The sequence below is a fragment of the Patulibacter sp. genome (genome assembly GCF_030655195.1).
Classification (GTDB): domain Bacteria; phylum Actinomycetota; class Thermoleophilia; order Solirubrobacterales; family Solirubrobacteraceae; genus Patulibacter.
Genome location: NZ_JAURWA010000041.1, coordinates 1 through 26,237, shown reverse-complemented (window position 1 = coordinate 26,237; position 26,237 = coordinate 1). Strand labels below are relative to the sequence as shown.

Genomic DNA, 26,237 nt, shown 5'->3' with positions numbered 1-26,237 from the left:
GCCTCACGATCTCCTCACGTCCGGGCGCCCCGCGACCGGGTATGACGTGGGCATGCGCCACACGCTCGCCCTCGCCGGAGCCCTCGTCGTCACCGCCGTCCCCGCGGCCGTCGCCCTCGCGCCCGCCGCGGCGCAGGCCCAGTCCGGTGGCGGCAAGAGCTGCTCCCGGATCTCGGCCGGCGGCGAGCGGGTAGCCATCACCGTGACCTACGGGTCGTTCGGCTGCCGCGACGCGCGGAGCCTGTTCCGCGCGTACTTCAGGAAGGTCGACCCATCGAGCAACCGGGGCCGGACGATCCGCCTCAGCCGCGGCGGCAAGACGTTCCGCTGCATGTCGGCGCGCACGGGGCAATTCGACTTCCTCTGCTTCGGGACGAAGAACTCGAAGCCGATCGTCGCCGCCGACCGCCTCGGGTCCTAGCCCGGGCCGACGGCCCCCGCGGCCACGGACGGGGTGCGTCGCCGTCGGACCGCCCGATGCGCAACGCTTCTGCGGTGGACGCCCGGCCCCGCCTGTACCTCAACCACGACGTCGACTTCGACTGGCTGCGCGCCGTCGAGTTCGGTCGCGTCACCGAGGATCAGCCGCAGGGCCGCTGGAGCACCCTGAGCGAGCAGTTCGCCTATCTCGCCGACGAGGCCGGCGGTCGCGTCGTCGGGTTCGTCGTCGAGGACCTCCCCTCGTTCGACGAGGACGCGCCCGAGCACGAGGCGATCTGGCGGGAGCCGCGGTTCGACGCCCCCGTCCTGGGCCTGACCGACGCGACGGCGGGCGAGATCGTCCTGGCGGCCCGCACCTTCTTCTCCGGCCGGGACTCGATCAACCGGTCGATCTTCGGGATGGCCACCGAGGTCGAGGGCGAGGAGGCCGTCGAACGCTGGCGCCACTGCCTCGAGGCCGGTGACGGGATGGCGCACTTCGCGCTGGGCTACACGCTGCTCGAGCTCGGCCGCCACGCCGAGGCGTACCGCCACCTGCGCCACTACACCGAGATCGCGCCGACCGGGGCCTGGAACTGGTGCTGGTACGGCCGCGCGGCCGAGGCGATCGGCGAGATCGCCGAGGCCCGGGCGGCCTACGCCCGGGCGATCGAGCTCGAGGGGCTCGAGGACGGCGACCAGACGGACGCCGCCGAGCGGCTGACCGCGCTCGGCGGGGAGTGACGCCGGACCCGCCCCGAGCCCGGCGGCCGGTGCGGCGCCCCGGCGGCCCGCCCCGTGCGCGCCCCGCCCGACCACGGCCGGACGTCCGTCACACCCCTGCCCCAAGTAGGAGGTGCCACATGCTACTTTCGCGGTATGGCCACCGACACCGTCCTCAAGCCCGACCACGCGGCTTCGGGGCGCCACCCGATCTTCACCGACGAGCACGACGAGCTCCGCGCATCGATCCGCTCCTTCGTCGAGAAGGAGCTCGCCCCGCACGCCGACGCGTGGGAGGAGACGACCTTCCCCGACTCCGTCTTCACCCGCATGGGCGAGCTCGGCTACCTCGGCCTGCACTACCCCGAGGAGTACGGCGGCCAGGGCGGCGACTACGCGACCCAGATCGTGCTGGCCGAGGAGATGTCCCGCTCGCACTCCGGCGGGCTGGTCATGGGCGTCGCCGTCCACACCGACATGGCCAACCCGCCGCTGAAGCTCCTGGGCACCCACGAGCAGAAGCTGCAGTACCTCGTGCCCGCGATGAAGGGCGAGAAGATCGCCTGCCTGGGCATCACCGAGCCGGGCGCGGGATCCGACGTCGCGGGGATCCAGACGACGGCGGTCCGGGACGGCGACGAGTGGGTCGTCAACGGCTCCAAGCTCTACATCACCAACGGCCACCGGGCGGACTACATCGTCCTCGTCGTCAAGACCGACCCCGACGCGGGCTACGGCGGCTTCAGCCTGCTGATCGTGGACATGGACTCCCCCGGCGTCGTGCGCGAGAAGCGGCTCGAGAAGCTCGGGATGCACGCCTCGGACACCGCGCTCCTGGCCTTCCAGGACGTCCGGGTGCCCGCCGAGAACCTGCTGGGCGAGGAGGGCAAGGGCTTCTACCACATCATGTGGGAGCTCCAGGGCGAGCGGCTCGTCGCCGCCGCCGGTGCGGTCGCGGCCGCCGATCGCCTGGTCGAGCGCACCCTCGAGTTCGCCCGCGAGCGCCAGGCCTTCGGCCGCTCGATCGGCAAGTTCCAGGGCATCCGCTGGAAGTTCGCGGAGATGGCCACGAAGATCGAGGCCGGCCGCCAGATGACCTACAACACCGCTTGGCGCGTGATGCAGGGCGAATACCCGGTGCGCGAGATCTCGATGGCGAAGCTCTACACCTCGCGCATGGCCTGCGAGGTCGCGGACGAGTGCCTGCAGATCCACGGCGGCGCCGGCTACATGAAGGAGTACGGCATCGAGCGCGCCTGGCGCGACCTGCGCCTGAACCGCATCGGCGCGGGTACGGACGAGACCATGCTCGAGGTCATCGGCCGGAGCTACGGCCTGTGAGCACGGCGGAGCGCCCGACCGCCGCGGTCGGCGACCCGACCCTCGCGACCCCCGACGCCAACGGCGCGGAGGCGGCCGCCCCGGAGCAGGGCGCGGCCGCCGCCGCCTCCTCGAGCGTCGACCACGGCGCCGCGCGCCTGCCGGACCCGCCGTTCACCGCCGACCACGAGGAGCTGCGCGGCTCGATCCGCCGCTGGGTCGACGCCGAGCTGAAGCCGCACGTGCAGGAGTGGGAGGACGCCGAGTGGGTGCCCTCCTCCGTCTTCCGCCGCGCGGGCGAGCTCGGCTTCCTCGGCCTCGCCTACCCGACGGAGCTCGGCGGTCAGGGCGGCGGTCCGATCGACGAGGCCGTGTTCCAGCAGGAGCTCGCGCGCTCGGGCTCCGCCGGCCTCGCCGCGGCCCTCGGCGCCCCGGTCACGATCGCCACCCCGCCGATCCTCAAGTTCGGCACGTCGGAGCAGCGGCAGCGCTGGATCCCGCCGGTCCTGCGGGGCGCGACGGTCGCCGCGCTGGCGATCACCGAGCCGGGCACCGGCAGCGACGTCGCCGGCGTGCAGACGACCGCCCGGAAGGTCGACGGCGGCTTCGTCGTCAACGGGGAGAAGTGCTACATCACCGGCGGCGTCCGGGCCGACCACCTCGTCGCCGCCGTCAAGACCTCGGAGGAGGGCGGCCACGGCGGCATCTCGTTCCTCGTCATCGAGCGCCCGCCGGCACCCGAGGGCTCCGAGGACGACCCGGCGCTGCTCGGCGCGGACCGCGGCGACGGGATCACCGCCCGGCCGCTGCAGAAGCTCGGGTGGCACGCGTCGGACACGGCGCTGATCAGCCTGCAGGACGTCTTCGTCCCCGACGAGCACCTGCTGGGCGAGCTGCACGGCGCGTTCAAGCTGATCATGGCCAACTTCGCGTGGGAGCGGATCTCGATGGCGCTCGGCGCCGTCGCCGGGATGGACGCGGTGCTCGAGACGACGAAGGCCTACGTCGCGGAGCGCAAGGCGTTCGGTCGACGGATCGCGGACTTCCAGGGCACCCGCTGGGCGCTGGCGGAGATGGGCACGAAGGCCGAGGCGTGCCGCGCCCTGACGTTCGAGGCGCTGCGCAAGCACGACCTCGGCGTCGTCACCCCGATGGAGGTCGCGCAGGTCAAGCTCATGACCCAGCGCGCGATGGTCGAGGTCGCCGACGGCTGCCTGCAGCTGCACGGGGGCGCCGGCTACATGAAGGAGTACGGGATCGAGCGGGCCCTGCGCGACGCCCGCCTGGGCCCGATCGGCGGCGGCACCGACGAGATCATGAAGGACGTCATCGGGCGGATGATGGGGGTCTGAGCCGCATGGAGCTCCAGCGGATCGACGAGGGCCTCTGGCGCTGGACCACGCCGCACCCCGACTGGCGTCCGGCGGAGCCCGACTCGGTCGACGACTGGGGCCGTGAGGTCGGCTCGGTGCTCGTGAACGCGGCGGACGCCACCGTCCTGATCGACCCGCTGGTGCCCGACGACGGGTGGGAGACGCTCGACGCCCACGTCGCCCGGTGGGGGTTCCCGGTCGTCGTGCTGACGACCATCCCGTGGCACGAGCGCTCGCGCGACGCCGCGGTCGACCGCTGGTCCGCCCGCACGGCGGGCCCGGGTGACGACCTGCCGGCAGGCGTCGAGCTCCGTCCCGTCGAGGCGGCGGGCGAGTCGATGGTCTGGCTCCCCGCCCACCGCACCCTCGTGCCCGGGGACCGGCTGCTCGGGGACGCCGACGGCGGCCTGCGGACCTGCCCGGAGTCGTGGCTCCGGTCGCTGCCGACGCCCCTGGACCACGCCGGGCTGGTCCTGGCGCTGCGCCCCCTGCTGGAGCTGCCCGTCCGCCGGGTGCTCGTCTCCCACGGGTCCCCGGTCCTCGAGGACGGCCGGGCGGCCATCGCCCGGGCCCTGCGGGACGGCTGACCGGGGCCCGGGCGCGCCCCGTGCCTCGCGTCGGGCTCGCGATCCCGGGGTCGGCGGAGGTGACCCGGACCGGACCGGGGGCCCGACCTCGGACGCGGTGCGCGATCCTCCCGACCGAGAGCACCACGACGGAGGAGCAGCAGCATGGGCGTACTGGACGGCAAGGTCGCGATCGTCACCGGATCGGGCCGCGGGATCGGGCTGGCGACGGCCCGGCTCCTCAGCGAGCAGGGCGCGACGGTCGTGGTCAACGACCTCGACGCAGACGTCGCCCGGGAGGCCGCCGACGGCCTGCCCGGCGAGACCTCGGTCGTCACGGGCGACCTGACGAAGTCGGAGGTGCCCGACCGGATCGTCGCCGAGACGATCGCCGCCCACGGCCGGATCGACATCCTCGTCAACAACGCCGGCTACACGCTCGACGCGCCGCTGCACAAGATGACCGACGAGGCGTTCGACCGGATGCTCGCGATCCACACCGTTGCGCCGTTCCGGCTGATCCGCGCCGCCGCGCCGCACCTGCGCGAGCCCGCCAAGCAGGAGCGCGCCGACGGCGTCGAGGTCTTCCGCAAGATCGTCAACGTCTCGTCGATCTCCGGCACGTTCGGCAACGCCGGTCAGGCGAACTACGCCGCCGGCAAGTCCGCCGTCGTCGGCCTGACGAAGACGCTGGCCAAGGAGTGGGGCCAGTTCAAGGTCAACGTCAACGCCGTCGCGTTCGGCTGGATCGAGACGCGCCTGACCGCGGTGAAGGACGAGTCCAACGTGACCGAGATCGACGGGCAGCGGGTGCAGCTGGGGATCCCCGAGGCCGCACGCGAGATGGCGGCGCTGAGCGTGCCGCTGGGTCGTGCGGGCACCCCCGAGGAGGCCGCGGGCGGCGTCTTCTTCCTCTGCTCGCCGTGGGCGGACTACGTCTCGGGGCAGACGCTGCACATCACCGGCGGCGCCCCGGGCGGCATGACCGGCTGAGGGCCAGGAACGACACACCCCCGACACGGCCGGTGCTGCGGGACTCCGCGGCTCCGGACGGTGCGTCGGGGGCGATCCTCCCCGGGGTTCGCCGCCGACACCGCCGATCCTCCCCGCCGGTCCCGGGGCCCGCCCCGCCGCTCAGCCCTCCGGCGTCCAGGCCTTCGCCGCGGGGCGCCCGCCGTCGCCGACGATCGAGTAGAGCGTCTTGATCCGGTCGAAGACCTGGTCGGCGACGGCCTGCGACGCGTCGCGGCCGGCGTTCCCCGGACCCTGACGCTCCCACCGCAGCGGCTCGCCGAAGAGGATCGTGATCTTCGGGAAGTGGCCGCGCTTGAGGTTGCGCACGTGCGAGCTGCCGTGGATCGCGCACGGCAGGATCGTCGCGCCGCTCTCGATCGCGATGCGGCCGATGCCCGGCTTGGCCCGCTCGGCCAGCTCGCCGGTGCGGGAGCGCCCGCCCTCGCAGTACATCGCCATCGCGCCGCCGCGGTCGAGGATCGCGTGCACCGTCTCGAACGCCTCGTCGTCGCGCTGTCCGCGACGGACCGGGAACGTGCCGCCGTTGGCGTAGACCTGGTCGATCGGCGGCTTGAACATCTGCGACTTCGCCATGAAGTGGATCTTCCGGCGCGTGCCGAGACCCATGAAGAAGTGGTCGAAGTTCGAGAAGTGGTTCGGCGCGATGACGAGCGGCCCCGCGGCGGGGATCCGCTCGGTGCCGTACGCGACGGTGCGGTAGAAGCCGAGGCCGACGAGCGACGTGACCAGCCGCACGACGTCGTAGGCGGGGCCGGGCTCCTTCTGGCGCGTCCGGACGTGGTACTTGTCGAACAGCTCCTTCGGCCGCGGGTCGATGTAGACCTGTTCCTTGAGCTTGACCAGGTCGTCCGCCATCGCGGCATCGTAGCCTCCGGGACCGTAGGCAGGGGTGCCGCGCCGCGCGGACGAGGGCCGTCGCCCCCGCGCCCGCGTCGATCGGCCGGCGCCGGCGGGCCCACGGGCGAGCCCCCGGTCAGTCCGGCACGACCTGCCGCAGCGAGCGCGACACCGCGTCGGCCCAGCCGACGTGCAGCGCCTCCGCCTCGTCGCGGGACATCGCCGGGTCGTAGCGCACCGCCTCGCGCCAGGTGGCGGCGACGTCGCGCTGGCTCCAGACGCCGACCCCGACACCCGCCAGGAACGCGGCGCCGAGCGCCGTCGTCTCGTGGATCGCCGGCACGACGACCGGGACGCCCAGGACGTCGGCCTGGAACTGCATGAGCCAGCGGTTGGCGGTCGCGCCGCCGTCGGCCTTCAGCACCCGCAGGTCCTCCCCGGAGGCGTGCTCCATCGCGCGCACCGCGTCGACCGTCTGGAACGCGATCGACTCCAGCGTCGCGCGGGCGAGGTGCGCCCGCGTGCTGCCCCGGGTCAGGCCGACGATCGTCCCGCGGGCGTAGGGGTCCCAGTGCGGGGCGCCGAGACCGGCGAACGCGGGGACGAGGTAGACCCCGTCGTTGGAGGACAGCGAGCCGGCGAGCCCCTCGGTCTCCCCCGCCGAGTCGATGATGCGCAGGCCGTCGCGCAGCCACTGGACGGCCGCGCCGGTCGCGAACACGGACGCCTCCAGGGCGTAGACCGTGCGGGCCCCGATCTGCCATGCGACGGTGGTGATCAGTCCGTCGTGGACGACGGGTCGGCCGCCCGGGGCGTCGGCGGCCATGCCGGTGTTCAGCAGGACGAACGAGCCGGTCCCGTAGGTGTTCTTCCCCTCGCCGCGGTCCAGGCACGCCTGACCGTAGAGCGCCGCCTGCTGGTCGCCGGCGACCCCGCCGACGGGACAGGTCGCGCCCCCGAGGACGCCCTCCCGCACGCGGCCGAAGCCGCCGATCGACGGGCGGATCTCGGGCAGCGAGCGCATCGGGACGCCGAAGAGCTCGCAGAGCTCGGGATCCCACGCGCCCGTGCGCAGGTCGAAGAGCATGGTCCTCGACGCGTTGGACGGCTCGGTGACGTGCTCCCCGGTCAGCTGGAACAGGAGCCACGAGTCGATCGTCCCGAAGACCGCGCTGCCCCGGGCGGCGCGCTCGCGCAGCTCGGGCGCGTGCTCGAGCATCCAGGCCATCTTCGTCCCGGAGAAGTAGGGGTCCAGGACGAGGCCGGTCCGCTCGCGGACGAGCGGCTCGTGCCCCTCCTGCCGCAGCCGGTCGCACATGCCGGCGGTGCGCCGGTCCTGCCAGACGATCGCGCGATGGAGCGGCTCGCCGGTCGCGGGGTCCCACACGCAGACGGTCTCGCGCTGGTTCGTGATCCCGACCGCCTGCAGGTCGGCGGGATCCACGCCGGCGTCGTCGCAGGCCGCCAGCGCGACCGCCCGCGTCGTCGCCCAGATCTCCCCCGCGTCGTGCTCGACCCACCCCGGCTGCGGGAAGAACTGCTGGAACTCCCGGTAGGCCCGGCCGACCGGCTCGCCGTCGGTGTCGACGACGAAGCACGTCGTGCCCGTCGTGCCCTGGTCGATGGCGAGGATCATGCGGGGCCCCTCGGGGTCGGTCGGCGGTGCATCACGTCCGTCCGGGGGCGCCGGGAGGCCCGGGGGCGACGCCGTCGGCGTCGCGGTCGGTCGCCTCGTCGGCGGCGCGGCGGCTGGAGCTCGGCGCGCCGGGAAGGTGCTCGGCGACGAAGTCGGCGATGTGGTGCAGGGCGTCGCGGGCCTCCGGCGTCCCCGCCCAGGCCGGGGGGACGTGCAGCGCGCCCTCGAAGACGTCGATCGTCGCCGGCACCCCGGCCGCCGCGAGGACGCGCGCGACGCGGTCGCCGTCGTCGTGCAGGACCTCCCCCGCGCCGACCTGGATCAGGGTCGGGGGCAGCTGCGCCTGCAGCTCGGCGGGCGCGAAGAGCGGCGACACGCGCCAGTCCGACGGGTCCGCCCGGCCGACCGCGACGCGCGCGCACCGCCGCAACCCGATCTCGGGGATGAACGGGTCCTCGGCGGCGTTCAGCCGGATCGACTCGCCGCTCGCGGACAGGTCGCTCCACGGGGACAGGAGCACGAGGGCTCCGGGGATCGGCAGGCCCTCCTCCGCGGCGTGCAGCACCAGCTCGTGCGCGAGGTTGCCGCCGGCGGAGTCGCCCGCCACCACGATCCGCGACGCGTCGGTGTGCTCGAGGACCGCGCGGTAGACGGCCAGGGCGTCCTCGATCGGGGCGGGCAGCGTCCACTCCGGCGGCAGCCGGTAGTCGACGGAGACGGCGGGCAGCCCCGTGACGTGCGAGAGCCGCGCGACGAGGCCGCGGTGGGTGCGGACCGAGCCGAAGACGTAGCCGCCGCCGTGCAGGTAGAGGATCAGCGGCTCGTCGGCGGCGGGGCTCGCGACGCTCGGGCCGGGGCCCGGCTCCTTCATCGCCCGCTTCGCCCGGACCCGCTCGCAGCGGACCCCGCCGATCGTCGTCTTCTCGACCGCCGTGCCGCGCAGGATCGGGACGTGGTCGGTCGGATCCATGACGCGCTGCAGGATGCGGATCCCGCGCGGGGTCATCCGCCAGCTCTTGGCCACGGGCAGCCACCAGCGGCGCGTGCGGCTCCCGAGCTTGACCGTCTGGGGACTCGGGGGACCGAACCGGCGGACCGTCGGCTGCAGCGGCACGGACGACATGGGCGGACCCTATCGGCGCGGGCGCGGGACCTCGGCGCGGCGCAGGACGACGCCCGCAGCCGACGCCTCCCCCGTCGGACCGGCGAGCGCGCGACCCGTCCTACCGCCGGTCGCGACGGGCGGCGAGGCGCCACCCGCGGCTATCGTCCCGCGCTCCATGCCCGGCGAGCTCCTGATCGACCACCCCGCCGACGGGGTCGTCCGCCTGACGATCTCCAACCCGGAGCGCCACGGCGCCCTCGACCACGCGGTCCTCGACGCGATCGCCGCCGCGGTCGGCGAGCACGGCGGCGAGGCGGGCGTCGCCGCCGGGGTGCGCGCGATCGTCCTGACCGGCGCGGGCGGCCGGTTCTCCTCCGGCTACGACCTCGGCGGGCTGGGCGACCTGCCGCGCGAGGAGTTCGTCCGCCGCGCCGAGGCGCTGATCGCCCATCCGTTCACCGCCGCGATCGAGGCGCTCGAGGCCACCGACGTGCCGACGGTCGCCGCCCTGCCCGGTCACACGATGGGCGGCGGGCTCGAGCTGGCGCTGGCCTGCGACCTGCGCGTGGCCGCCGACCACATCGAGCTGGCGATGCCGCCCGCGAAGCTCGGCCTGGTCTACCCCCACACCGGGCTGCGCCGCTTCGTCGACGTCATCGGGGTGGCGCGCACCCGCGAGCTGTTCCTGCTGGGCCACGCGATCGACCCCGGAACCGCCCTGGCGTGGGGCCTGATCAACGGCACCGCCGACGCGGAGGACCTGCAGGACGAGGTGCTCGCGCTGGCGACCGACCTCGCCGGGCACGCCCCCCTCGCCCAGCGCGGCAACAAGCGGATGCTGCGGGAGCTGCTGGGCGCCGAGGGCGAGGTCACCCCGGAGCTCCAGGCCGAGCTCGTCGCCCTGCGCGAGGCGAGCTTCCGCTCCGACGACCTGCTCGAGGGCGTCACGGCGTTCCGCGAGAAGCGCGCGCCGGTCTGGCGCGGGCGGTAGGCGCCGCCCCGCCCGACGCCCCGACCGCCCGACCCGGCACGATGGGCGGGTGCGCCTGATCTCCTGGAACGTCGCCTCTCTCCGGGCCCGCCTGCCGCGCGTCCTCGAGCTGCTCGAGGAGCTCGAGCCCGACGCGGTCTGCCTGCAGGAGACGAAGTGCTCCGAGGAGCAGCTGCCGCGCGAGGCCCTGGCGTCCTACGGCTACCGGATCGACGACCACTCCGGCGGTCGGTGGAACGGGGTGGCGGTGCTCACGCGGATCGAGGACGCGGAGGCGGGCGACGGCGATCCGGCGCTCGACGCCAGCTCGCACACCGTCCGGGGCCTCGACGGCGAGTTCGACCCGGAGCAGGCCCGCTGGGTCGAGACCCGGGTCGGCGACACCGTCGTCTGCTCCGCCTACGTCGTCAACGGCAAGGCGCTGGACCACCCCGACTACCAGGCCAAGCTGCAGTTCTTCCGGGCGATGGCCGAGCGGGTTCGCGTGCTCGCCGACGCCGGTCCGGTCGCCGTCCTGGGCGACATGAACGTCTGCCCGACGGACCAGGACTGCTGGAACCCCGCCCAGTTCGAGGGCTCGACCCACACCTCCGAGCCCGAGCGCGCGGCGCTGCGCGGGGTCCTCGAGGCCGGACCGCTGGTCGACGCCCACGAGGCGTACAACGGCGCGCTGGACGCCGCCGGCGAGCCCGTCTTCACCTGGTGGGACTACCGCGCCGGCTCGTTCCACAAGAACTGGGGCCTGCGGATCGACCTCGCGCTGCTGGACGCGGAGACTGCGAAGAAGATCGACTCCGTGTGGATCGCGCGGGACTTCCGCAAGGGCGAGAAGCCGTCGGACCACGTCCCGCTGGTCGTCGACCTGGAGTAGGTGCGGGCCCCGCCCCGAGCGTCTCGGGCCGGACCGCGCGGATCGGCGGCAGGGCTCGGCGCACCCGCAGGGGTGCGGGCCCCGCCCCGAGCGTCTCGGGCCGGACCGCGCGGATCGGCGGCAGGGCTCGGCGCACCCGCAGGGGTGCGGGCCCCGCCCCGAGCGTCTCGGGCTACCGCAGGTGCGGGTCGACCTCGGCGGTGGCCCGGTGGGCCAGCGTCGTGGCGAACGTCGCGGGCAGGTCGTAGGTCTCGACGAGCCGGCGGCGGACCGCGGCGAAGAGCGCCCAGGACATCTCGTGGTCCGCGACGCCGGCCTCCCGCAGCTGGCGGAGCTGCCGCGCCGCCTCGACGTGGGCGATCGTCGTCGGGCTGTGGTGGTGCCCGGCCACGGGGCGGCGCAGCCGACGGGAGAGCTCGTCGGGGTCCAGGGCGGGCTCGTCCGTCGCCGGGTCGTCGGCGGACGCCCCGCCGACCGCTCGTGCGCGCAGGCCCATCCGCGGGGCGGTGTCGTCGACGTCGTCCCCCTCGGCGCGCAGGTCGGCGACCGACTGCGCGATCAGCTTGGCGACGGGGCTCTCTCGCATGGGGTGGTGGATCCTCGGGGCGGGGCCCGGAGCGGCCCGCCGGGAGCGGCGCACGACGCGGCGGGAGGGTCCTCCCGGGACGGTAGCGCAGCCCGGGACCGACCCCGTCGGGGCGCCGCTACGGCGCCCAGGTCCAGGAGACGAAGCTGATCGCCCAGGCGGCCTGGAGCGTCAGCAGGGTCGGCGCCAGCCAGCGCATCCGGCCCCGCTTCGCGTGCGCCCAGAGGCCGATGGCCACCACGATCGGGAAGCAGGCCAGCGAGAACCGCGGCAGCGACATCAGCGGCTGCTGGACCGACGGCACCGACAGCGGGTACGCGAGCGAGATCACGCCCCAGGCGACCCAGCTGACCGGCATGCGGCGGCGTGCCCACCACAGCGCGGCGATCACGGCGACCACGCAGAGCAGCAGGATCACGTCGCGGATCAGCGTCAGTCCGGTCGACTGCCCCTCGACCAGCGGCGCCAGCGTCCACGCGCCGGCGTAGTCGCCGAGCCGGCCGACGATCGCCCAGACCCCGGCGAGCAGGCCGCCGATCGGCGTGAGGAAGTGCCGCTCCCAATCGCCCTGCGCGGCGACGGCCCCCAGCGGGTCGCCCGTCGAGATGCCGAGCCACACCCCGTAGGCGACGAAGCCCAGCGGCACCAGGCCGATCCACAGGACGTCGCGCCGGATCGGGTGCCGCGGGTGCCACCACCGGGCGACCAGACGGGTCTCCCCGCCGCTGCGCCGACCCCAGAGGTACTCGACGAGCAGCGGCAGGACGAGCAGGGTGCCGATGCTGCGGCACGACGCCGCCACCATCGCCAGGACGCCGGCGAGCACCCACCGGTCCTTTCGGGCGGCGACCATCGCCCCGAGCGACAGCAGCAGGAAGAGCGCCTCGGTGTAGATCGCCGAGAGGAAGATCGCCGGGGGCACGTAGGCGGCGACGCGCACGACGGTCGTGGCGGTCGCGGCGTCCCGGGCACGGGCGACCCACCGGTGCAGGAGCGTGAGGAAGCCGATCGCCGTCGTCCAGGAGATCAGGAGCGCCGCGGGCACCAGGGCCCCACCCAGGGGCGCGGAGACGACGGAGACGAGCAGGGGATATAGCGGGAAGAACGCCGACCGCGACGGGTCCGTCGGGGAGTAGCCGCCCTGCGCGATCTCGAGGTACCACGTGCTGTCCCAGCGGCAGCCGGGGGCGACGAGCGCGTCGACGCCCCCGACCCCGGAGGGCCGGCAGGCCCAGAGCGGGTCGAGCCGGCCGCCTCGGGCCTCGACCCAGCCGAAGACGGCCAGCGCCAGCAGCCCGGCGATCCAGACGACCGCCCGCGACAGGAGGAACGCACGGACCGCCTCGCGCAGCGCGAGGGCCCACTCGACCCCGATGGTCTCCTCGAGCACGCCACCGGGACGGCCGACCGTGCGTGCGGGCGACGAGCTCACGCCCCGAAGGATCGCGGTTCCGGGCGTCGCGTGCTCCCCCGGGCCGTCGCGTGCGCTCCGTCCGGTCCCCGGCGGGGCCGCCGCGCCGATCCGCGCCCCGGGACACGACGGCGCGGGCCGGCCCGGTCGCCCTTGACAGCGAGAGGAAGTAAGTGCACACTCACCATCGATGTCGACGACCCGCCTGTCCGCCGAGGAGCGGCGCGAGCAGCTCCTCGAGGCCGCCATGGGCCTCGTGGCCCAGCGCGGCTTCGACGCCACCCCGACCCTGGCGATCGCCAAGGCCGCCGGCATCTCGCACGCCTACCTCTTCCGGCTCTTCCCGTCGAAGGAGGACCTCGCCGTCGCGCTCGTGGCCCGCTGCAACGCCCGGATCCAGGAACGCTTCGACCACGCCGCGTCGACCGCCCTCGCCCGCGGCGAGGACCCGTTCGCCGCGATGGGCGCCGCCTACGTCGAGCTGCTCGCCGAGCGCGACGTGATCCTCGTGCAGCTCCACGCCTACGCGGCCTCCCCCACGCACCCCGAGATCCGCACGGCCATGCGCGCCTCGTTCCGCGACCTGGTGGAGCTCGTGCAGCGCACCACCGGCGCCCCGGACGAGGAGGTCAGCGGCTTCTTCGCCCAGGGGATGCTGATGAACGTCACCGCCGCGCTGGACCTGCACGAGGTCGACGAGCCCTTCGCCCGCACCCTGACCGAGAAGCACGGGGGCGACGACCCCGCCTGCATCCGGCCGCCCCACCCCGAGACCTGAGCCACCCCAGACCGGAACCCCCGGGGCCGTCGTCGGCCCCGAAGAGAGTAAGCACTCACTCGAAAGCCACCGCCATGCCCGCCCCACCCGCACTCGCCCATCCCTTCCGCGCCGTCCTGATCGTCGCCGTCGCGGTCTTCATGACCTCGCTGGACAACCTCGTCGTCGGCGTCGCCCTGCCCTCGATCAAGGCCGACCTCGGCGGCTCTCTCGAGTCGCTCGAGTGGACCGTCAACGCCTACACCCTCGCGTTCGCCGTCTTCCTGCTCACCGGCGCGGCGCTCGGCGACCGCTTCGGCCGGAAGCGGATGTTCCTCATCGGCCTGACGCTCTTCACCGCCTCGAGCGCCGCCGCGGCCCTGGCCGGCAGCGTCGACGCGCTGATCGCCGCCCGCGCGCTGCAGGGCCTCGGCGCCGCGATCATCACCCCGCTCTCCCTCGCGATCCTCGCCGACGCCGTCCCGGCGGAGCGCCGCGGTCCGGCGATCGGCCTGTGGGGCGCCGTCGGCGGGCTCGGGGTCGCCCTCGGCCCGGCCGTCGGCGGCGCGGTCGTCGAGGGCACCCACTGGTCCTGGATCTTCTGGCTCAACGTCCCCGTCGGGCTGCTCCTGCTCCCGATCGCGATCCGCGGTCTGCGCGAGTCCTACGGCGAGGGCGGCCGGACCACCCCGATCGACCGTCCCGGCCTCGTGCTCTCGACCCTCGGGCTGTTCGGCCTGACGTTCGGCATCGTCCGCAGCCAGGAGCTCGGCTGGGGCAGCACGACGGTGCTGGTCTCGATCGGCGCGGGCCTCGTCGTGCTCGCCGCGTTCCTCGCGTGGCAGCGCCGGACGGTCGCGCCGATGCTGCCGCTGCGCCTCTTCCGCTCCGTGCCGTTCTCGGCGACCAACGGCCTGGTCTTCGCGATGTTCTTCGGGATGTTCGGGTCGATCTTCCTGCTCGGCCAGTTCTTCCAGATCGCCCAGGGCATGGGCCCGCTCGAGGCCGGCCTGCGGACGCTGCCGTGGACGGGCATGCCGGTGCTGGTCGCCCCGATCGCCGGGATCCTGGCCGACCGGATCGGCGCCCGCCCGCTGCTGACCGTCGGCATGGCGCTGCAGTCCGCCGGCCTCGTGTGGCTGGCCGCCGTCGTCTCGGTCGACGCGTCCTACGGGTCGCTCGTCGTGCCGTTCGTCCTCTCGGGCGCCGGGATGGGCATGGTGATCGCGCCGGTCACCGGCGCGGTCCTGGCCGCCGCGCCCGTCGCGCTGGCGGGCAAGGCCTCCGGCGCGACGAACGCGATCCGCGAGACCGGCGGGGTCTTCGGCGTCGCCGTCCTGGCGACGGTCTTCGCGTCGAGCGGGTCCTACGTCTCGCCCGAGGCGTTCACCGACGGCCTGCGCGCGGCGGTCCCGGTCGGCGCCGCCGTCCTGGCCGTGGGCGCGCTCGTCGGCCTGCTCACCCCCGGACGCCGCCCGGTGGCGCTGCCCGAGGTCCTGCGGGCCGAGGACGCCGCGGGCGACGCCGCCCGCGAGCACGCCGACGACGCCCTCGACGGTGCGACACCCGGCCCGTCGCGGCCGGCGCTCGAGCGGGTCTGAGCGCCCCGCTCCCGGTCCCGGGACCCCGGCCCGGGCCGCTAGGCTGGCCCGGTCGCCCGGCCGTCCCGGGCGCTCCCGCCGATGCAGCCCCTCCGCCCGCTCACGACCCTCCTCTGCGTCCTGGTGGCCGTCGGGGCCGCGGGCTGCGGCGACGACGGCCCGACCACGACGTCCGCGTCCACCGTCCCGCCCGCGATGGCGGAACAGGGCTCGCGCGGCGGCACCGCGACCGGCGCGACCGCACCGCCGACGGGCGACGTGGGCGCGTACGCACAGGACGGACGCGCCGCCTCGGAGGACGAGGCCGTGGCGGTGCGCCGCGGGTTCCGTGCCTTCGCCGAGGCCGTGGCCGACCGCGACGCCGACACCGCGTGCGCCGCCGTCACGGGATTCCAGGAGCTCCTGCGGGCCCGCGGGCAGCAGGGGTCCTGCCGCGAGCTGCTGCCCGCGATCGGCAACTCCGCTGCGGGCCCGTCGCCCCGCGACCTCGAGCTGATCGACGACGCCGACGTCGTGATCGCCGGTGACCGCGCCACGCTCAGCCTCGGCAGCGAGGCGCCGGTGCCGATGCACCTGGAGTCCGGCGCCTGGAAGCTCGACTACGCGGCGTTCGCCGCCACCCCGAAGGGCCGATGAGATGACCGACACCCCCGTGATCCCCAAGATGGCCGCCGCCGTGGTCGTCGTGCGCGACGGCCCGGACGGTCTCGAGGTCCTCGTCGGGCAGCGCACGTCGAAGGCGAAGTTCATGGGCGGCTTCTGGGTCTTCCCGGGCGGCCGCGTCGAGCCCGGCGACGGGGACGGCGAGGCCGCCTGGCCCGTCGCCGCCGCGCGCGAGGTCCGTGAGGAGGTCGGCATCGCCGTCCCGGCCGAGGAGCTGCGGATCTTCGACCGCTGGGTGACCCCGGAGGCGCTGCCGCGGCGCTACGACACCGTGTTCTTCCTCGCCCGGGCGCCGCGCGGCGCGGAGGCGCAGATCGACGGCGAGGAGATCGTCGACAGCCGCTGGGCGACGCCCGACGCTCTGCTGCACGACGCGCAGGAGGGCCGGGCGATCCTGGCCTTCCCGACGCTGCGCCAGCTCGAGGCGCTGGCACCGCACGCCTCGGTCGACGACGCGCTGGCGGCGTGCCCGGGGGCGATGCCCGACGCGACGCTGCCGGTGCTCGGTGAGCACGAGGGCGACCCCGTGCTCTCGATCCCGGGACCCGACGGCGGCCTGGTGCACTACCGCAGCGGCGAGATCCCGGCGGGCGAGCGGCCGCCGGGCGCCTGACCGCGGGGCGCTCAGGCGGGCTGGTCGCCCTCGGCGAGCTGCGACTCCGCGTTGGGCTCCGCGGCGTTGGACGCGGCCTCGACGATGGCCTCGCCGGCGGCGTCGACGCTCTCGCCCGTCGACTCGCCCCCGGGGGTCTCCCCGTCGGCGATCTCGGACTCGGCGTTCGGCTCGGCGGCGTTGGTCGCGTCGCCCTCCGGCGCGCCCTCGCCCTCGGCCGGCTCGACCGGGAGCCCGGCCTCGGGGTCCAGCAGCGCCTCGCGGCCGGTGGCGCGCAGCAGCTGCTCGTAGTGGGGGGTGATCGCCGGGGCGAGGTCGAGCAGGTCGACGATGCGCCGGGTCTCGCCCTTGCACTGGATGGTGCCGCGGGCGATGCCGACGGCGACGTTCTGGTGCCCGAGCCACAGGCGGTGGCCGACGTCGGCGTCGAGCGTGAGGATCAGCTCGGGGTTGGGGGTGCCCTGCGGCACGTCGCCGAGGTGGACGGCGGGCGCGTCGCCCTCGCGGGCGACGAGCGTCACCTTCGTGTCGGGCTGCCGGTACCGCAGCTGCACGACGGTGTCCAGTCGCGAGAGGCGCAGGCCGACGTCCTGATCGGTGGCGAGCTCCTGGAAGAGCCGGCCGAGGCTGTCGTGGACGTCGTCTGCGGTGGTGAAGAGCACGGGTCCCGGACCCTAACGAACGCGGGGGTCCGGGTCGCGTGCCGACCGGCTAGGGGCGCTCCAGGAGCAGGGCGGGTGGGCGGGCACCGCATCCGGCGGGCAGGGCGTCGCCCCACCCGCCGCCGGGCTACGGCTTCTCGAGGAGCAGGGCGATGCCCTGCCCGCCGCCGATGCAGAGCGAGACGAGGCCGTAGCGCTCGCCGGTGCGCTCCATCTCGCCGATCGCCTTGACGGTGATCGCGGTGCCGGAGGCGCCGATCGGGTGACCGATGGCGATCGCGCCACCGTTGGGGTTCACCCGCGGGTCCTCGTCGTCCAGGCCGAGCTCGCGCGTGACGGCCAGCGCCTGGGCGGCGAACGCCTCGTTGAGCTCGATGACGCCGATGTCCTCGAGCTTCACGCCCGTGCGCCCGAGCAGCTTGTTGATCGCCGTGACCGGGCCGATGCCCATGATGTTCGGATCCACGCCGGTGATCGCGTAGCCCACGACCTTCGCGCGGACGGGGGTGCCGAGCTCCTTCGCCTTGTCGGCGGAGAGCAGGACGATCGCCGCGCCGGCGTCGTTGAGCCCGGACGCGTTGCCGGCCGTGACGGTGCCGTCGGGCTTGAACGCGGGCTTCAGCTTCGCGAGCGCCTCGAGCGAGATGTCGGGGCGGATGTGCTCGTCCTGGTCGAAGACGACCTCGCCCTTGCGGGTCTTGATGACCACGGGGGCGATGTCGTCTGCGAACTTGCCGGCCTCGCGGGCGGCCGCGGCGCGCTGGTGCGAGCGCAGCGCGAAGGCGTCCTGGTCCTCGCGCGAGATCGTGTCGCGCTCGGCGAGGTTCTCCGCCGTGACGCCCATGTGGATCGTCTTGAACGGGTCGTTCAGCGAGCCGACGACGGGGTCGACCATCTTGCCGGGGCCCATGCGGGCGCCCCAGCGGGCGGAGGGGATCCAGTACGGCGCCTGGGACATCGACTCGGCGCCGCCGGCGATCGCGGTCTCCACGTCGCCGGTCTGGATGTGCATCGTGGCGGTGATGATCGACTGCACGCCGGAGCCGCAGAGGCGGTTGACCGTGAAGGCCGGCGTCTCGATCGGGATGCCGGAGTTCACGGACACGACGCGGCCCATGTACATGTCGTTCGTGTTCGTGTGGATGACGCTGCCGAACACGACGTGCTCGATCTGCTCGGGCTGCAGCCCGGAGCGCTCGAGGGCGGCCTTCGTGGCGGTCACCCCCAGCTCGGTCGCGGGGACGTCCTTCAAGGACTTCCCGTAGCTGCCGATCGCTGTGCGAGCGGCCGAGGCGATGACGACACCGGTCATGAGGGCTCCTGCTGTTGCGAGAGAGAAGGGCGCATCGAGGGACGCGCCGGCGCTGGCTCCCGGCGGTGCCGGGAGAGGGGAGGCGGGGAAGCGTAGCGAGCCGCACGGGGCCGCGGTCCTCCGCCGCCCCCGCCCTGGACAACGTCAACTAATGCCATTAGGCTGCAGGCTATGAGCAAGAGCGCACCCACCCCGGCCGGCACGATCCGCGTCACGTACCTCGGCCTGGTCAACGCCTACCTCGTGCCCGAGGACGACGGCCTGACCCTCGTCGACACGACGCTGAAGGGTGGGGTGAAGCGCATCCTGGCCGCGGCGGAGGGCCTCGGTCGGCCGATCGTGCGGATCGTCCTGACCCACGCCCACGACGACCACGTCGGCGGCCTCGACGCGCTCGCGGCACAGCTGCCGGACGTGGAGGTCGTCATCTCCACCCGCGACGCGCGTCTGCTCGCGGGCGACACGACGCTCGATCCCGACGAACCCCGGTCGAAGCTCCGCGGCGGCCTGAAGGGCGCGAGCACCGTGCCGACCCGGACGATCGAACCCGGGGACCACGTCGGCTCGCTGCGGGCGGTCGCCGCCCCCGGCCACACGCCCGGGCAGCTCGCGTTCCTCGACGAGCGCGACGGCACGCTGCTCTGCGGCGACGCCTACGCGACGGTGACGGGGGTCGCGACGTGCGCCAAGCCCCGGCCGCTGTTCCCGCTGCCGGCCCTGGCGACGTGGCACCGGCCGACCGCGCTGGCGTCGGCGGAGGCACTGCGGGCGCTGGACCCCGCGCGACTGGCCCCGGGCCACGGGCCCGTCGTCGAGGACCCCGGTGCCGCGATGGAGGCCGCCGTCGCGCGCAGCCGCTGACGTGGCGCCCCCGCGCCCCCGGCCCGGCCTCGACGCCGAGCGGGTCACCGACGCCGCCGTGGCGATCGCCGACGCCGACGGCTTCGACGCGCTGTCGCTCGCGCGGCTGGCGGCGGAGCTCGGCGTCCGCACGCCGTCCCTCTACCACCACGTCGCAGGCCTCGACGGCGCACGACGCGCGGTGGCGCTGCGCGGTCTGCGCGGGCTGGGGACCGCCCTGCGGACCGCCGCCGTCGGCCGCTCGGGACCGGACGCCGTCCGCGAGCTCGCCCGGGCCTACCGGACCTGGGCCGTGGCGCACCCGGGCGCATACGCGGCCACCCAGCGCACGGACCTGGCGAAGGACGACGAGCTGCGGGCCGCCTTCGCCCGGGCGGTCGAGGTCGTCTTCGCGGTGCTCCGGCACTGGGAGCAGGACGAGGAGCGCCTGGTCCACCTCGTGCGAGCGGTCCGCAGCGCGCTGCACGGGTTCGTCCTGCTCGAGTCCGGACGCGGCTTCGGGATGGACGCGTCGCTCGACGTCTCGTTCGACCTGCTCGTGGCGTTCCAGCTCGCGGGCCTCGACGCCCACGCCGCCGCCCGCCGCTGAGCGCCTACAGCCCGTCGAAGTCGCCGAACTCCTGCCGCTCGACGCCCTCCGGGAGCCGGCCCTCGTCCTCGAGCTTGTCGAGGTGCGCGCGAAGCGTGACCGCCGCGGCGATGCGCAGGATGCCCGGGGCGTCGTCCCACACGGCGTCGAGGATCTCGTCGGCGCTGCGCGAGCCGGCGGCCAGCGCGTCGACGACCCGGCGCTCGCGGTCCAGGCGGTGGGCGACGTACTCGTCGAGCTTCGCGTCGGCGTCGAGCACGACCGGGCCGTGCCCGGGGAGGAGGATCGCCAGGCCGCGGGCGCGCAGGCGGGTCAGGGCGTCGAGGTAGCCGCGCAGCGCGTGCTCGTGGGGCACGAGCAGGACGCTGCCCTCGCCGAGCACCGTGTCGCCGACGAACGCCGCGTCGCCGGCGACGAAGACGACGTGGTCGGCCGCGTGCCCGGGGGTGCGGACGACCGCGAAGGGCCCGAACGCGTCGCCCTCCCCCACCGTCGTCGCCGTCGCGCCGGCCGGGGCGCCGTCGGGCAGCCAGCCCGTGCTCGTGGCGACGGGCACCGGGCCGACGCGCTCCAGCAGACCGAGGACGCCGTCGGCGTGGTCGTCGTGGCGGTGGGTCAGCGCGATCCCGGCGACGCCGCCGCGCTCCTCCGCGGCCGCCGCGACCGCATCGAGGTGCTCGGGCAGGTCGGGCCCCGGGTCGACGACCCAGGCCCGGTCCTCGTCCCGGAGCAGCCAGGTGTTCGTGCCCGTGAGGGTCTTCGGGCCGGGGTTGTCCGCGCGGACGAGCGCGATCCTCCGGTCGGCGAGCGCCGTGGCGTCGGGCATCGGCGGACCCTAGCGCGCGCCTTCGGGTGCCCCGGGCCGCGCCGACGTCCGACGGGTTCCGGCCCGAGCCGCTCGGGGCGGGGCCCGCACCCCTTGCGGGTGCCCCGGGCCGCGCCGACGTCCGACGCCTTCCGGCCCGAGACGCTCGGGGCGGGGCCTGCACCCCCTGCGGGTGCCCCGAGCCGCGCCGACGTCCGACGCGTTCCGGCCCGAGACGCTCGGGGCGGGGCCCGCACCCGTTCCCCCCTCAGATCATGGGGACCCGGTGGCGGACCGCGCCGGTGCCGATCGCCGCTACCTCGACGAGGTCGCAGGCCAGCCGGTACGGGGCCAGCGCCGGACCCGTCCGGTAGTGGCTCAGGCGCCGCAGGTAGGGCCCGCCGAGCCACCAGCGGGCGAGGGACCAGCCGACCCCGGGGCGGCCCTGCAGCGCCAGCGCGAGCAGCCCCCCGAAGAGCCACAGGTGCGGCGGGCCCCAGAAGACGCCGAGCTCGAGCTCGCGACGCAGCCCGGGGTGCCGCGCGAAGACCGCGGGGACGTAGCGCCAGCGCCAGCCCTTGGCCAGGCGCCCCCAGGGTCCCTGCTGCACGACGCCGTGGTGGACCTGCGCGTCGCCCGCCCAGACGACGGTCGCGCCGGCCTCGACCGCCCGCCAACCCAGGTCGGTGTCCTCCCCGGCGACGACGAGGCGCTCGTCGAAGCCGGCCAGGCGCTCCAGCAGCGCCCGCGGGTAGGCGATGTTCGCGGTCTCGAAGCGGGGCGAGCCCTCGCGGACCCACAGCGTGGTCGCGAACGGGCCGAAGTCGTGCGGGTACTCCGCGGGGTCCGGGTCGACGGGCCCCTGCAGCACGGCGAGGTCGCGGTCGCCCAGGTCCGCCGCCGACCATGCGTCGACCAGCGCCTCGAGCCAGTGGCGCACGGGCACGCAGTCGTCGTCGACGAACGCCACCAGGGGTGCGGTCGCCTCCCGCCACGCCCGGTTGCGCGCGACCGCGGGCCCGGCCGGCGCGTCGCTCAGCAGCACCCGCAGGGTCAGGACGCCCTCGGCCTGCACGGCGTCCAGCACGCGCCGCACGTCGGGGTCCGCCGAGGCGTCGTCGCAGACCAGGACCTCGAAGGACGTCGGGTCCAGCGTCTGCGCCCGCAGCGCCTCCAGCAGCCGCGCGAGGCGGACCGCCCGGTCGCGCGTGGGCACGACGACGGAGACGACGGGCGCGGGCACCCGCGGCAGGCTAGCGGGGCGTGGCGCACGCACGGCCCTCCCGCCGGACGCGGGCCGGGGCGCGAACGACGGCGGGGCGGCCGATCGACCGCCCCGCCGGGACCCGGGTGACGCGGGCGGCCGTCGGCCGCCGGCCCTCAGCCGACGGGCGCCGCCGTCGGGGTGTGCGCGGTGCCGCCGGGGCCGTCACCGTCCGTGCCGCCGTCCTCGTCCTTCGGCCACTTCAGCGAGGCCCAGGCCGAGACGAGCAGGGTGCCGATGATGACGATCAGCGAGACGTAGATCGGCATGTGCCAGATGTCGGTGATCAGCATCTTCACGCCGACGAACCCGAGGATGAACGCGAGGCCGTAGTTGAGGTAGTGGAAGCGCTCGAGCAGCCCGGCGATCAGGAAGAACAGCGACGTCAGGCCGAGCAGCGCGAACGCGTTCGCCGCGAAGACGATGAACGTCTCGCGGGTCACCGCGAAGATGGCCGGGATCGAGTCGATCGCGAAGATGACGTCGAACGTGGCGACCATCGCCAGCGCGGCGAGCATCGGCGTGCCGATCCGCTTGCCGTTCTGCTTCGTGAAGATCTTCGAGCCCTCGTACTCGTCGCTCATCGGGATCACCTTGCGGATCGCCTTGAGGACGGGGTTCTTGCTCGGGTCGACCTCGGTGTCGCTGTGCGTCGCCATGCGGATGGCGGTGATCACGAGGAACGCGCCGAAGACGTAGATCATCCAGTGGAACGTGTTCAGCAGCGCGCCGCCGACGAGGATGAAGATCGCGCGGAGCACGATCGCGCCGACGATGCCGTAGAAGAGCACCTTCCGCTGCGCGTAGATCGGCACGCTGAAGAACGAGAAGAGGATCGTGAAGACGAAGAGGTTGTCCAGCGACAGGCTGCGCTCGATCACGTAGCCGGTGACGAACTCGCCGGCCTCCTTGCCGCCGAAGCCGCTGTGGATCAACGGGACGACGGCGGTGAACGCCAGCGCCAGCAGCGTCCACCCGATCGACCAGATGACGCTCTGCTTGAACGGCGGGACGTGGGCGTGCTCCTCGTCGTCGCCCTCGGAGTGGCGGTGGACCACGAGGTCGAGGATCAGCATCGCGACGATGAACGCCGTGAACACGAGCCAGACGAGGATCGAGACCTCGGAGCCGGTGCTCTCGGACGAGCTCGACGCGGCGAGCAGGGGTGCAGGAAGGGTCATGGAGTCTCCGACCACGAGATGGACTGGGCCGAAGGTCTCTCCCACCGCAGGGGTGGACGCACCGGGCCCCTGAGGGCCGTGATGACGGCGACGTCGCTTGCGGGATACTGCCCTTCTTCGAGACGGAAGGGTAGCGGACGAGCGGCAGCGTGCCGCGAATCTCCGACCCGGACCGCCCCCCGACCCGCCAGGTGGCCCCGTGAGCGTCCTCACCACCGACCTCTACACCCTGACGATGGCGGACACGTTCGTCCGCCACCACCGCGACGACCTCGTGTCGTTCGAGGTGACGATCCGCCGCCTTCCCCCGGGCCGCCCGTGGGTCATGGTCGCCGGGGTCCGCGAGGTCGTCGACGGCCTGCTCGGGCTGTCGTCGACCCCGGAGGAGCTCGACTGGCTGCGGGCGGACGGGCGGTTCTCCGACGCGCTGGTCGACGCGCTGGGCGACCTGCGCTTCACCGGCACCGTCTGGGCGGTCCCCGAGGGCACCTGCCTGCCGGCCGGCGTGCCCCTGCTCCGGGTCACCGCACCCCGGGTGCAGGCCACGATCGTCGAGCCGGTGGTGCTCGCGGCCCTGAACTACGCCACCCGCGTGGCGACCGTCGCCGCCGACGCGGTGCGTTCCGCCGCCGGCCGGCCGGTCTACGACTTCTCGCTGCGCCGGCTCGACGGCCCGGAGGCCGGGCCGGCGACCGCGCGCGCCGCCTGGCTGGCGGGCTTCGCCGGCACCGCGCTGCCCCTGGCGGGTCTCCTGCACGGCATCCCCACGGTCGGGACGATGGCCCACCACGCCGTGATGGCCCGCGGCGAGGACCACGAGGAGGACGCCTTCGCGGACGCCCTGGGCGACCACCCCGAGGGGACGGCCGTCCTCGTGGACACGTACGACACGACGCGGGGCATCGAGCGGGCGATGGCCGCCTCGCGCCGCACGGGCAGCCCGCTGCGCGGCGTCCGGATCGACTCCGGCGACCTGGCGCAGGGGGCCCGCGACGCCCGCGCCCAGCTCGACGCCGCCGGCTTCGGCGACACGCGGATCATGCTCTCCGGCGACCTCGACGCCGAGTCGATCGGGGCGATGGTCCGGGACGGCGTGCCCGCCGACGACTTCGGTCTGGGGACCCGCCTGCGGGCCGGCGACCCGCTCGGCGGCGTCTACAAGCTGTGCGCCCAGCACGACGAGACCGACCCGTCCCGCCGCTCCGTCATGAAGCGCTCGCCCGGCAAGGAGACCGACCCGGGCGTCCACGGTCTGGCGCGGCGCGGCACCGGCGACGACACCGAGCTCGAGATCCACCTCTCCCACGAGGCGACGCCCGGCGAGCCGCTGCTGCACCCCGTGGTCCGCTGCGGCGTCGAGGTCCCCGGCGCGCTGGACCTGGGCGCGGCGCGCGAGCGTGCCGCCGCCGAGCTCGGGCGGGCCGGCACGGTCCCCGCGCCGGTCCGGCGGTCGCGCGCGCTCCGGGAGCTCCGCTCGTCGCTGTCGGGCGAGCTGCTGCTCGGGCCCGACGACGCGCTGGTGGTCGTCGACGTCCAGCATGACTTCCTGCCCGGCGGCGCGCTCGGCGTCCCCGACGGCGACCGCGTCCTGGCGCCGATCGGTCGCCTCCTGGACCGGGCGCGCGAGGCCGGGGCGACGATCGTGGCCTCGCGCGACCGCCACCCCGTGGGCCACGTGTCGTTCGCGGAGCGTGGCGGCACGTGGCCGCCGCACTGCGTCGACGGCACCCGCGGCGCCGAGCTGCACCCGGACCTCGACCTGCGCGGTGCGACGACGCTGGACAAGGGCACCGACGTGGACCGCGACGCCTACTCCGCGTTCGACGGCACGAGGCTGCTGGAGCGGCTGCGCGCCGCCGGGGTCCGCCGCGCCGTGGTCTGCGGTCTCGCGACGGACTACTGCGTGCGGGCCACGGTCCTCGACGCGCTGCACGGCGGCCTGCCGACCGTCGTGGTCACCGACGCGGTCGCGGCGGTCGACGTGCAGCCCGGCGACGGCGGCCGGGCGCTCGAGGAGCTGCGGGCCGCCGGGGCGAGCGTCGCGACGACCGCCGCCGCCCGGGCGCACTGACCCGCGTCGCGGCCCGGTGGCCGACCGGGTCGGCGACGCCGACCGGGAGCCGGGCCCTCGCGACCGCGGCACCGATGAGTCCCGCCGGCGGCACGGGTCGTAGGGACGAACCGACCGGGAGGAGCGCTCGTGCGCGACCTGATCATCACGCAGAACATCACCCTCGACGGCGTCGTCTCGAACGACTCGTCGTGGTTCGGTCCCGCCGACCAGGAGGGCGACATGGGCGACGTCAACGAGGCCCTGATGGCGCAGGCCCACGCCTCCGACGCCTTCCTCGTGGGACGGACGACGTTCGAGGAGATGCGCGGCTACTGGCCGAAGCAGGCGGACGACACCACCGGCGTCACCGAGCACCTCGACCGGGTCGCGAAGTACGTGGTGTCCACGACCCTCGACGACCCCGGGTGGGCCGGGACCACGATCCTGCGCGGCCCGCTCGAGGACGACGTCCGCGCCCTGAAGGAGGCCGAGGGCAGCGACATCGTCGTCACGGGCAGCGTCGCGCTCTGCCACGCCCTGATCGACGCCGACCTCGTCGACGAGTACCGCTGCTTCGTCTATCCCCACGTCGAGGGCCGCGGGCGGCGCCTCTTCGAGGGCCGGACGTCGGTGCCGCCGCTGCGCACGGTCGAGGCCCGCGCGTTCCGGTCCGGGATCGTCCTGACGCGCCACCGCGTCGTCCGTCCCTGAGGCCGGGATCGGCCCGCGGGCTGCGGGGGCGGCGGTGGACGGCGGGCCGCCGGTCGGCCACCCCGTTGCCTGCGGCCCCTGCGGCCGGCCCACCCCGCTCCCCGGGGCCTCCGACGGCTCCCGCCCGCTACCCCGCGGGCGCCGTCGGCCGGTCCGCCGCCGCGGCCCACAGGTGCTGGGCGGCGGAGGCCCGCCACGGCGACCAGCGCTCGGCGTGGGCCGCGAGGCCCCTGGCGTCCCCCGGCAGACCGAGGGCCGCGGCGGAGCGGCGCAGCACCAGGTCGCCGGCCG

Annotated in this window: 26 protein-coding genes; 16 read left to right on the top strand and 10 right to left on the bottom strand. The window is 74.9% G+C overall.

From position 1 onward, the window contains the following. Nucleotides 1-52: 52 nt before the first annotated feature. The 6 genes from Q7T67_RS04395 (at nucleotide 53) to Q7T67_RS04370 (ending at nucleotide 5,395) form a co-directional block, all read left to right on the top strand. On the top strand, nucleotides 53-421 hold the full coding sequence (locus Q7T67_RS04395; RefSeq protein ID WP_304786385.1) for a hypothetical protein: 369 nt from the start codon (nucleotides 53-55) through the stop codon (nucleotides 419-421). A gap of 56 nt (nucleotides 422-477) precedes the next feature. Further along, nucleotides 478-1,164, top strand: coding sequence for a hypothetical protein (locus Q7T67_RS04390; protein WP_304786383.1), 687 nt, complete (start codon nucleotides 478-480; stop codon nucleotides 1,162-1,164). A gap of 135 nt (nucleotides 1,165-1,299) precedes the next feature. Continuing rightward, on the top strand, nucleotides 1,300-2,484 hold the full coding sequence (locus Q7T67_RS04385; RefSeq protein WP_304786381.1) for an acyl-CoA dehydrogenase family protein: 1,185 nt from the start codon (nucleotides 1,300-1,302) through the stop codon (nucleotides 2,482-2,484). After that, complete coding sequence (locus Q7T67_RS04380) at nucleotides 2,481-3,815, top strand: acyl-CoA dehydrogenase family protein (RefSeq protein WP_304786379.1); 1,335 nt, start codon at nucleotides 2,481-2,483, stop codon at nucleotides 3,813-3,815. Before Q7T67_RS04385 ends, Q7T67_RS04380 begins: the two co-directional genes overlap by 4 nt. A gap of 5 nt (nucleotides 3,816-3,820) precedes the next feature. Continuing rightward, complete coding sequence (locus Q7T67_RS04375; protein WP_304786377.1) at nucleotides 3,821-4,423, top strand: hypothetical protein; 603 nt, start codon at nucleotides 3,821-3,823, stop codon at nucleotides 4,421-4,423. 144 nt (nucleotides 4,424-4,567) lie between these two features. Next, a complete protein-coding gene (locus tag Q7T67_RS04370; RefSeq protein WP_304786376.1) occupies nucleotides 4,568-5,395 on the top strand; it encodes an SDR family NAD(P)-dependent oxidoreductase in 828 nt (275 codons plus the stop codon). 141 nt (nucleotides 5,396-5,536) lie between these two features. On the opposite strand, the gene Q7T67_RS04365 is transcribed toward Q7T67_RS04370, so the two are convergent. The 3 genes from Q7T67_RS04365 to Q7T67_RS04355 form a co-directional block, all read right to left on the bottom strand. Next, a complete protein-coding gene (locus Q7T67_RS04365) occupies nucleotides 5,537-6,292 on the bottom strand; it encodes a lysophospholipid acyltransferase family protein (RefSeq protein ID WP_304786375.1) in 756 nt (251 codons plus the stop codon). Nucleotides 6,293-6,410: 118 nt separating this feature from the next. After that, complete coding sequence (gene glpK, locus Q7T67_RS04360; protein WP_304786374.1) at nucleotides 6,411-7,910, bottom strand: glycerol kinase GlpK; 1,500 nt, start codon at nucleotides 7,908-7,910, stop codon at nucleotides 6,411-6,413. Nucleotides 7,911-7,941: 31 nt separating this feature from the next. Beyond that, nucleotides 7,942-9,033 carry an alpha/beta hydrolase gene (locus tag Q7T67_RS04355; RefSeq protein WP_304786373.1) on the bottom strand — a complete coding sequence of 364 codons (1,092 nt, stop codon included), beginning with the start codon at nucleotides 9,031-9,033 and terminating at the stop codon, nucleotides 7,942-7,944. A gap of 157 nt (nucleotides 9,034-9,190) precedes the next feature. Between Q7T67_RS04355 and Q7T67_RS04350 the strand changes: the two genes are divergently transcribed. After that, nucleotides 9,191-10,006: an enoyl-CoA hydratase/isomerase family protein gene (locus tag Q7T67_RS04350; RefSeq protein WP_304786370.1), complete on the top strand. Its 816-nt coding sequence runs from the start codon at nucleotides 9,191-9,193 to the stop codon at nucleotides 10,004-10,006. Nucleotides 10,007-10,055: 49 nt separating this feature from the next. Continuing rightward, entirely contained in the window at nucleotides 10,056-10,877 is an 822-nt protein-coding gene (locus Q7T67_RS04345) for an exodeoxyribonuclease III (RefSeq protein ID WP_304786368.1), read from the top strand. 172 nt (nucleotides 10,878-11,049) lie between these two features. On the opposite strand, the gene Q7T67_RS04340 is transcribed toward Q7T67_RS04345, so the two are convergent. Then, nucleotides 11,050-11,463 (bottom strand): hypothetical protein, encoded by a 414-nt coding sequence (locus Q7T67_RS04340; RefSeq protein ID WP_304786366.1) that lies wholly within the window; start codon nucleotides 11,461-11,463, stop codon nucleotides 11,050-11,052. A gap of 118 nt (nucleotides 11,464-11,581) precedes the next feature. Next, nucleotides 11,582-12,895, bottom strand: coding sequence for a mannosyltransferase family protein (locus Q7T67_RS04335; protein WP_304786364.1), 1,314 nt, complete (start codon nucleotides 12,893-12,895; stop codon nucleotides 11,582-11,584). 169 nt (nucleotides 12,896-13,064) lie between these two features. On the opposite strand from Q7T67_RS04335, the gene Q7T67_RS04330 reads away from it, so the two are divergent. The 4 genes from Q7T67_RS04330 (at nucleotide 13,065) to Q7T67_RS04315 (ending at nucleotide 16,508) form a co-directional block, all read left to right on the top strand. Beyond that, nucleotides 13,065-13,652: a TetR/AcrR family transcriptional regulator gene (locus Q7T67_RS04330; RefSeq protein WP_304786362.1), complete on the top strand. Its 588-nt coding sequence runs from the start codon at nucleotides 13,065-13,067 to the stop codon at nucleotides 13,650-13,652. A 74-nt stretch (nucleotides 13,653-13,726) separates the two neighbouring features. Further along, on the top strand, nucleotides 13,727-15,232 hold the full coding sequence (locus tag Q7T67_RS04325) for a DHA2 family efflux MFS transporter permease subunit (RefSeq protein WP_304786360.1): 1,506 nt from the start codon (nucleotides 13,727-13,729) through the stop codon (nucleotides 15,230-15,232). A gap of 81 nt (nucleotides 15,233-15,313) precedes the next feature. Continuing rightward, on the top strand, nucleotides 15,314-15,868 hold the full coding sequence (locus tag Q7T67_RS04320) for a hypothetical protein (protein WP_304786358.1): 555 nt from the start codon (nucleotides 15,314-15,316) through the stop codon (nucleotides 15,866-15,868). A gap of 1 nt (nucleotide 15,869) precedes the next feature. Next, the gene (locus Q7T67_RS04315; RefSeq protein ID WP_304786356.1) at nucleotides 15,870-16,508 is read left to right on the top strand and encodes an NUDIX hydrolase; all 639 of its coding nucleotides are present in this window, start codon (nucleotides 15,870-15,872) and stop codon (nucleotides 16,506-16,508) included. 11 nt (nucleotides 16,509-16,519) lie between these two features. On the opposite strand, the gene Q7T67_RS04310 is transcribed toward Q7T67_RS04315, so the two are convergent. Together Q7T67_RS04310 and bktB are read right to left on the bottom strand one after the other, a co-directional pair. Continuing rightward, on the bottom strand, nucleotides 16,520-17,170 hold the full coding sequence (locus Q7T67_RS04310; RefSeq protein WP_304786354.1) for a hypothetical protein: 651 nt from the start codon (nucleotides 17,168-17,170) through the stop codon (nucleotides 16,520-16,522). Nucleotides 17,171-17,297: 127 nt separating this feature from the next. Then, nucleotides 17,298-18,482, bottom strand: coding sequence for a beta-ketothiolase BktB (gene bktB, locus Q7T67_RS04305; protein ID WP_304786352.1), 1,185 nt, complete (start codon nucleotides 18,480-18,482; stop codon nucleotides 17,298-17,300). Nucleotides 18,483-18,653: 171 nt separating this feature from the next. On the opposite strand from bktB, the gene Q7T67_RS04300 reads away from it, so the two are divergent. Beyond that, entirely contained in the window at nucleotides 18,654-19,343 is a 690-nt protein-coding gene (locus Q7T67_RS04300; RefSeq protein ID WP_304786350.1) for an MBL fold metallo-hydrolase, read from the top strand. 1 nt (nucleotide 19,344) lies between these two features. Further along, nucleotides 19,345-19,932: a TetR-like C-terminal domain-containing protein gene (locus Q7T67_RS04295; RefSeq protein WP_304786348.1), complete on the top strand. Its 588-nt coding sequence runs from the start codon at nucleotides 19,345-19,347 to the stop codon at nucleotides 19,930-19,932. 4 nt (nucleotides 19,933-19,936) lie between these two features. Here the strand turns inward: Q7T67_RS04295 and Q7T67_RS04290 are convergent, their stop codons facing one another. The 3 genes from Q7T67_RS04290 to Q7T67_RS04280 all read right to left on the bottom strand — a co-directional run bounded on the left by Q7T67_RS04290 (nucleotide 19,937) and on the right by Q7T67_RS04280 (nucleotide 23,182). Continuing rightward, nucleotides 19,937-20,758, bottom strand: coding sequence for an MBL fold metallo-hydrolase (locus Q7T67_RS04290; RefSeq protein ID WP_304786346.1), 822 nt, complete (start codon nucleotides 20,756-20,758; stop codon nucleotides 19,937-19,939). Between the two features lie 247 nt (nucleotides 20,759-21,005). Then, nucleotides 21,006-21,980, bottom strand: coding sequence for a glycosyltransferase family 2 protein (locus Q7T67_RS04285; protein WP_304786344.1), 975 nt, complete (start codon nucleotides 21,978-21,980; stop codon nucleotides 21,006-21,008). Nucleotides 21,981-22,117: 137 nt separating this feature from the next. Beyond that, nucleotides 22,118-23,182, bottom strand: coding sequence for a TerC family protein (locus Q7T67_RS04280; RefSeq protein ID WP_304786342.1), 1,065 nt, complete (start codon nucleotides 23,180-23,182; stop codon nucleotides 22,118-22,120). Between the two features lie 199 nt (nucleotides 23,183-23,381). Here Q7T67_RS04280 and Q7T67_RS04275 point away from each other — a divergent pair, with 199 nt between their 5' ends. Further along, nucleotides 23,382-25,253 (top strand): nicotinate phosphoribosyltransferase, encoded by a 1,872-nt coding sequence (locus Q7T67_RS04275; RefSeq protein WP_304786340.1) that lies wholly within the window; start codon nucleotides 23,382-23,384, stop codon nucleotides 25,251-25,253. 129 nt (nucleotides 25,254-25,382) lie between these two features. Then, nucleotides 25,383-25,946 carry a dihydrofolate reductase family protein gene (locus tag Q7T67_RS04270; RefSeq protein WP_304786338.1) on the top strand — a complete coding sequence of 188 codons (564 nt, stop codon included), beginning with the start codon at nucleotides 25,383-25,385 and terminating at the stop codon, nucleotides 25,944-25,946. The last annotated feature ends 291 nt before the right edge of the window (nucleotides 25,947-26,237 follow it).

Bases quoted from the DNA above. Each gene is read 5' to 3' on its own strand.
- Q7T67_RS04395 (WP_304786385.1), top strand. From the start codon at position 53: ATGCGCCACACGCTCGCCCTCGCCGGAGCCCTCGTCGTCACCGCCGTC.
- Q7T67_RS04390 (WP_304786383.1), top strand. From the start codon at position 478: ATGCGCAACGCTTCTGCGGTGGACGCCCGGCCCCGCCTGTACCTCAAC.
- Q7T67_RS04385 (WP_304786381.1), top strand. From the start codon at position 1,300: ATGGCCACCGACACCGTCCTCAAGCCCGACCACGCGGCTTCGGGGCGC.
- Q7T67_RS04375 (WP_304786377.1), top strand. From the start codon at position 3,821: ATGGAGCTCCAGCGGATCGACGAGGGCCTCTGGCGCTGGACCACGCCG.
- Q7T67_RS04370 (WP_304786376.1), top strand. From the start codon at position 4,568: ATGGGCGTACTGGACGGCAAGGTCGCGATCGTCACCGGATCGGGCCGC.
- Q7T67_RS04365 (WP_304786375.1), bottom strand. From the start codon at position 6,292: ATGGCGGACGACCTGGTCAAGCTCAAGGAACAGGTCTACATCGACCCG.
- glpK (WP_304786374.1), bottom strand. From the start codon at position 7,910: ATGATCCTCGCCATCGACCAGGGCACGACGGGCACGACGTGCTTCGTC.
- Q7T67_RS04355 (WP_304786373.1), bottom strand. From the start codon at position 9,033: ATGTCGTCCGTGCCGCTGCAGCCGACGGTCCGCCGGTTCGGTCCCCCG.
- Q7T67_RS04350 (WP_304786370.1), top strand. From the start codon at position 9,191: ATGCCCGGCGAGCTCCTGATCGACCACCCCGCCGACGGGGTCGTCCGC.
- Q7T67_RS04340 (WP_304786366.1), bottom strand. From the start codon at position 11,463: ATGCGAGAGAGCCCCGTCGCCAAGCTGATCGCGCAGTCGGTCGCCGAC.
- Q7T67_RS04330 (WP_304786362.1), top strand. From the start codon at position 13,065: ATGTCGACGACCCGCCTGTCCGCCGAGGAGCGGCGCGAGCAGCTCCTC.
- Q7T67_RS04325 (WP_304786360.1), top strand. From the start codon at position 13,727: ATGCCCGCCCCACCCGCACTCGCCCATCCCTTCCGCGCCGTCCTGATC.
- Q7T67_RS04320 (WP_304786358.1), top strand. From the start codon at position 15,314: ATGCAGCCCCTCCGCCCGCTCACGACCCTCCTCTGCGTCCTGGTGGCC.
- Q7T67_RS04315 (WP_304786356.1), top strand. From the start codon at position 15,870: ATGACCGACACCCCCGTGATCCCCAAGATGGCCGCCGCCGTGGTCGTC.
- bktB (WP_304786352.1), bottom strand. From the start codon at position 18,482: ATGACCGGTGTCGTCATCGCCTCGGCCGCTCGCACAGCGATCGGCAGC.
- Q7T67_RS04300 (WP_304786350.1), top strand. From the start codon at position 18,654: ATGAGCAAGAGCGCACCCACCCCGGCCGGCACGATCCGCGTCACGTAC.
- Q7T67_RS04290 (WP_304786346.1), bottom strand. From the start codon at position 20,758: ATGCCCGACGCCACGGCGCTCGCCGACCGGAGGATCGCGCTCGTCCGC.
- Q7T67_RS04280 (WP_304786342.1), bottom strand. From the start codon at position 23,182: ATGACCCTTCCTGCACCCCTGCTCGCCGCGTCGAGCTCGTCCGAGAGC.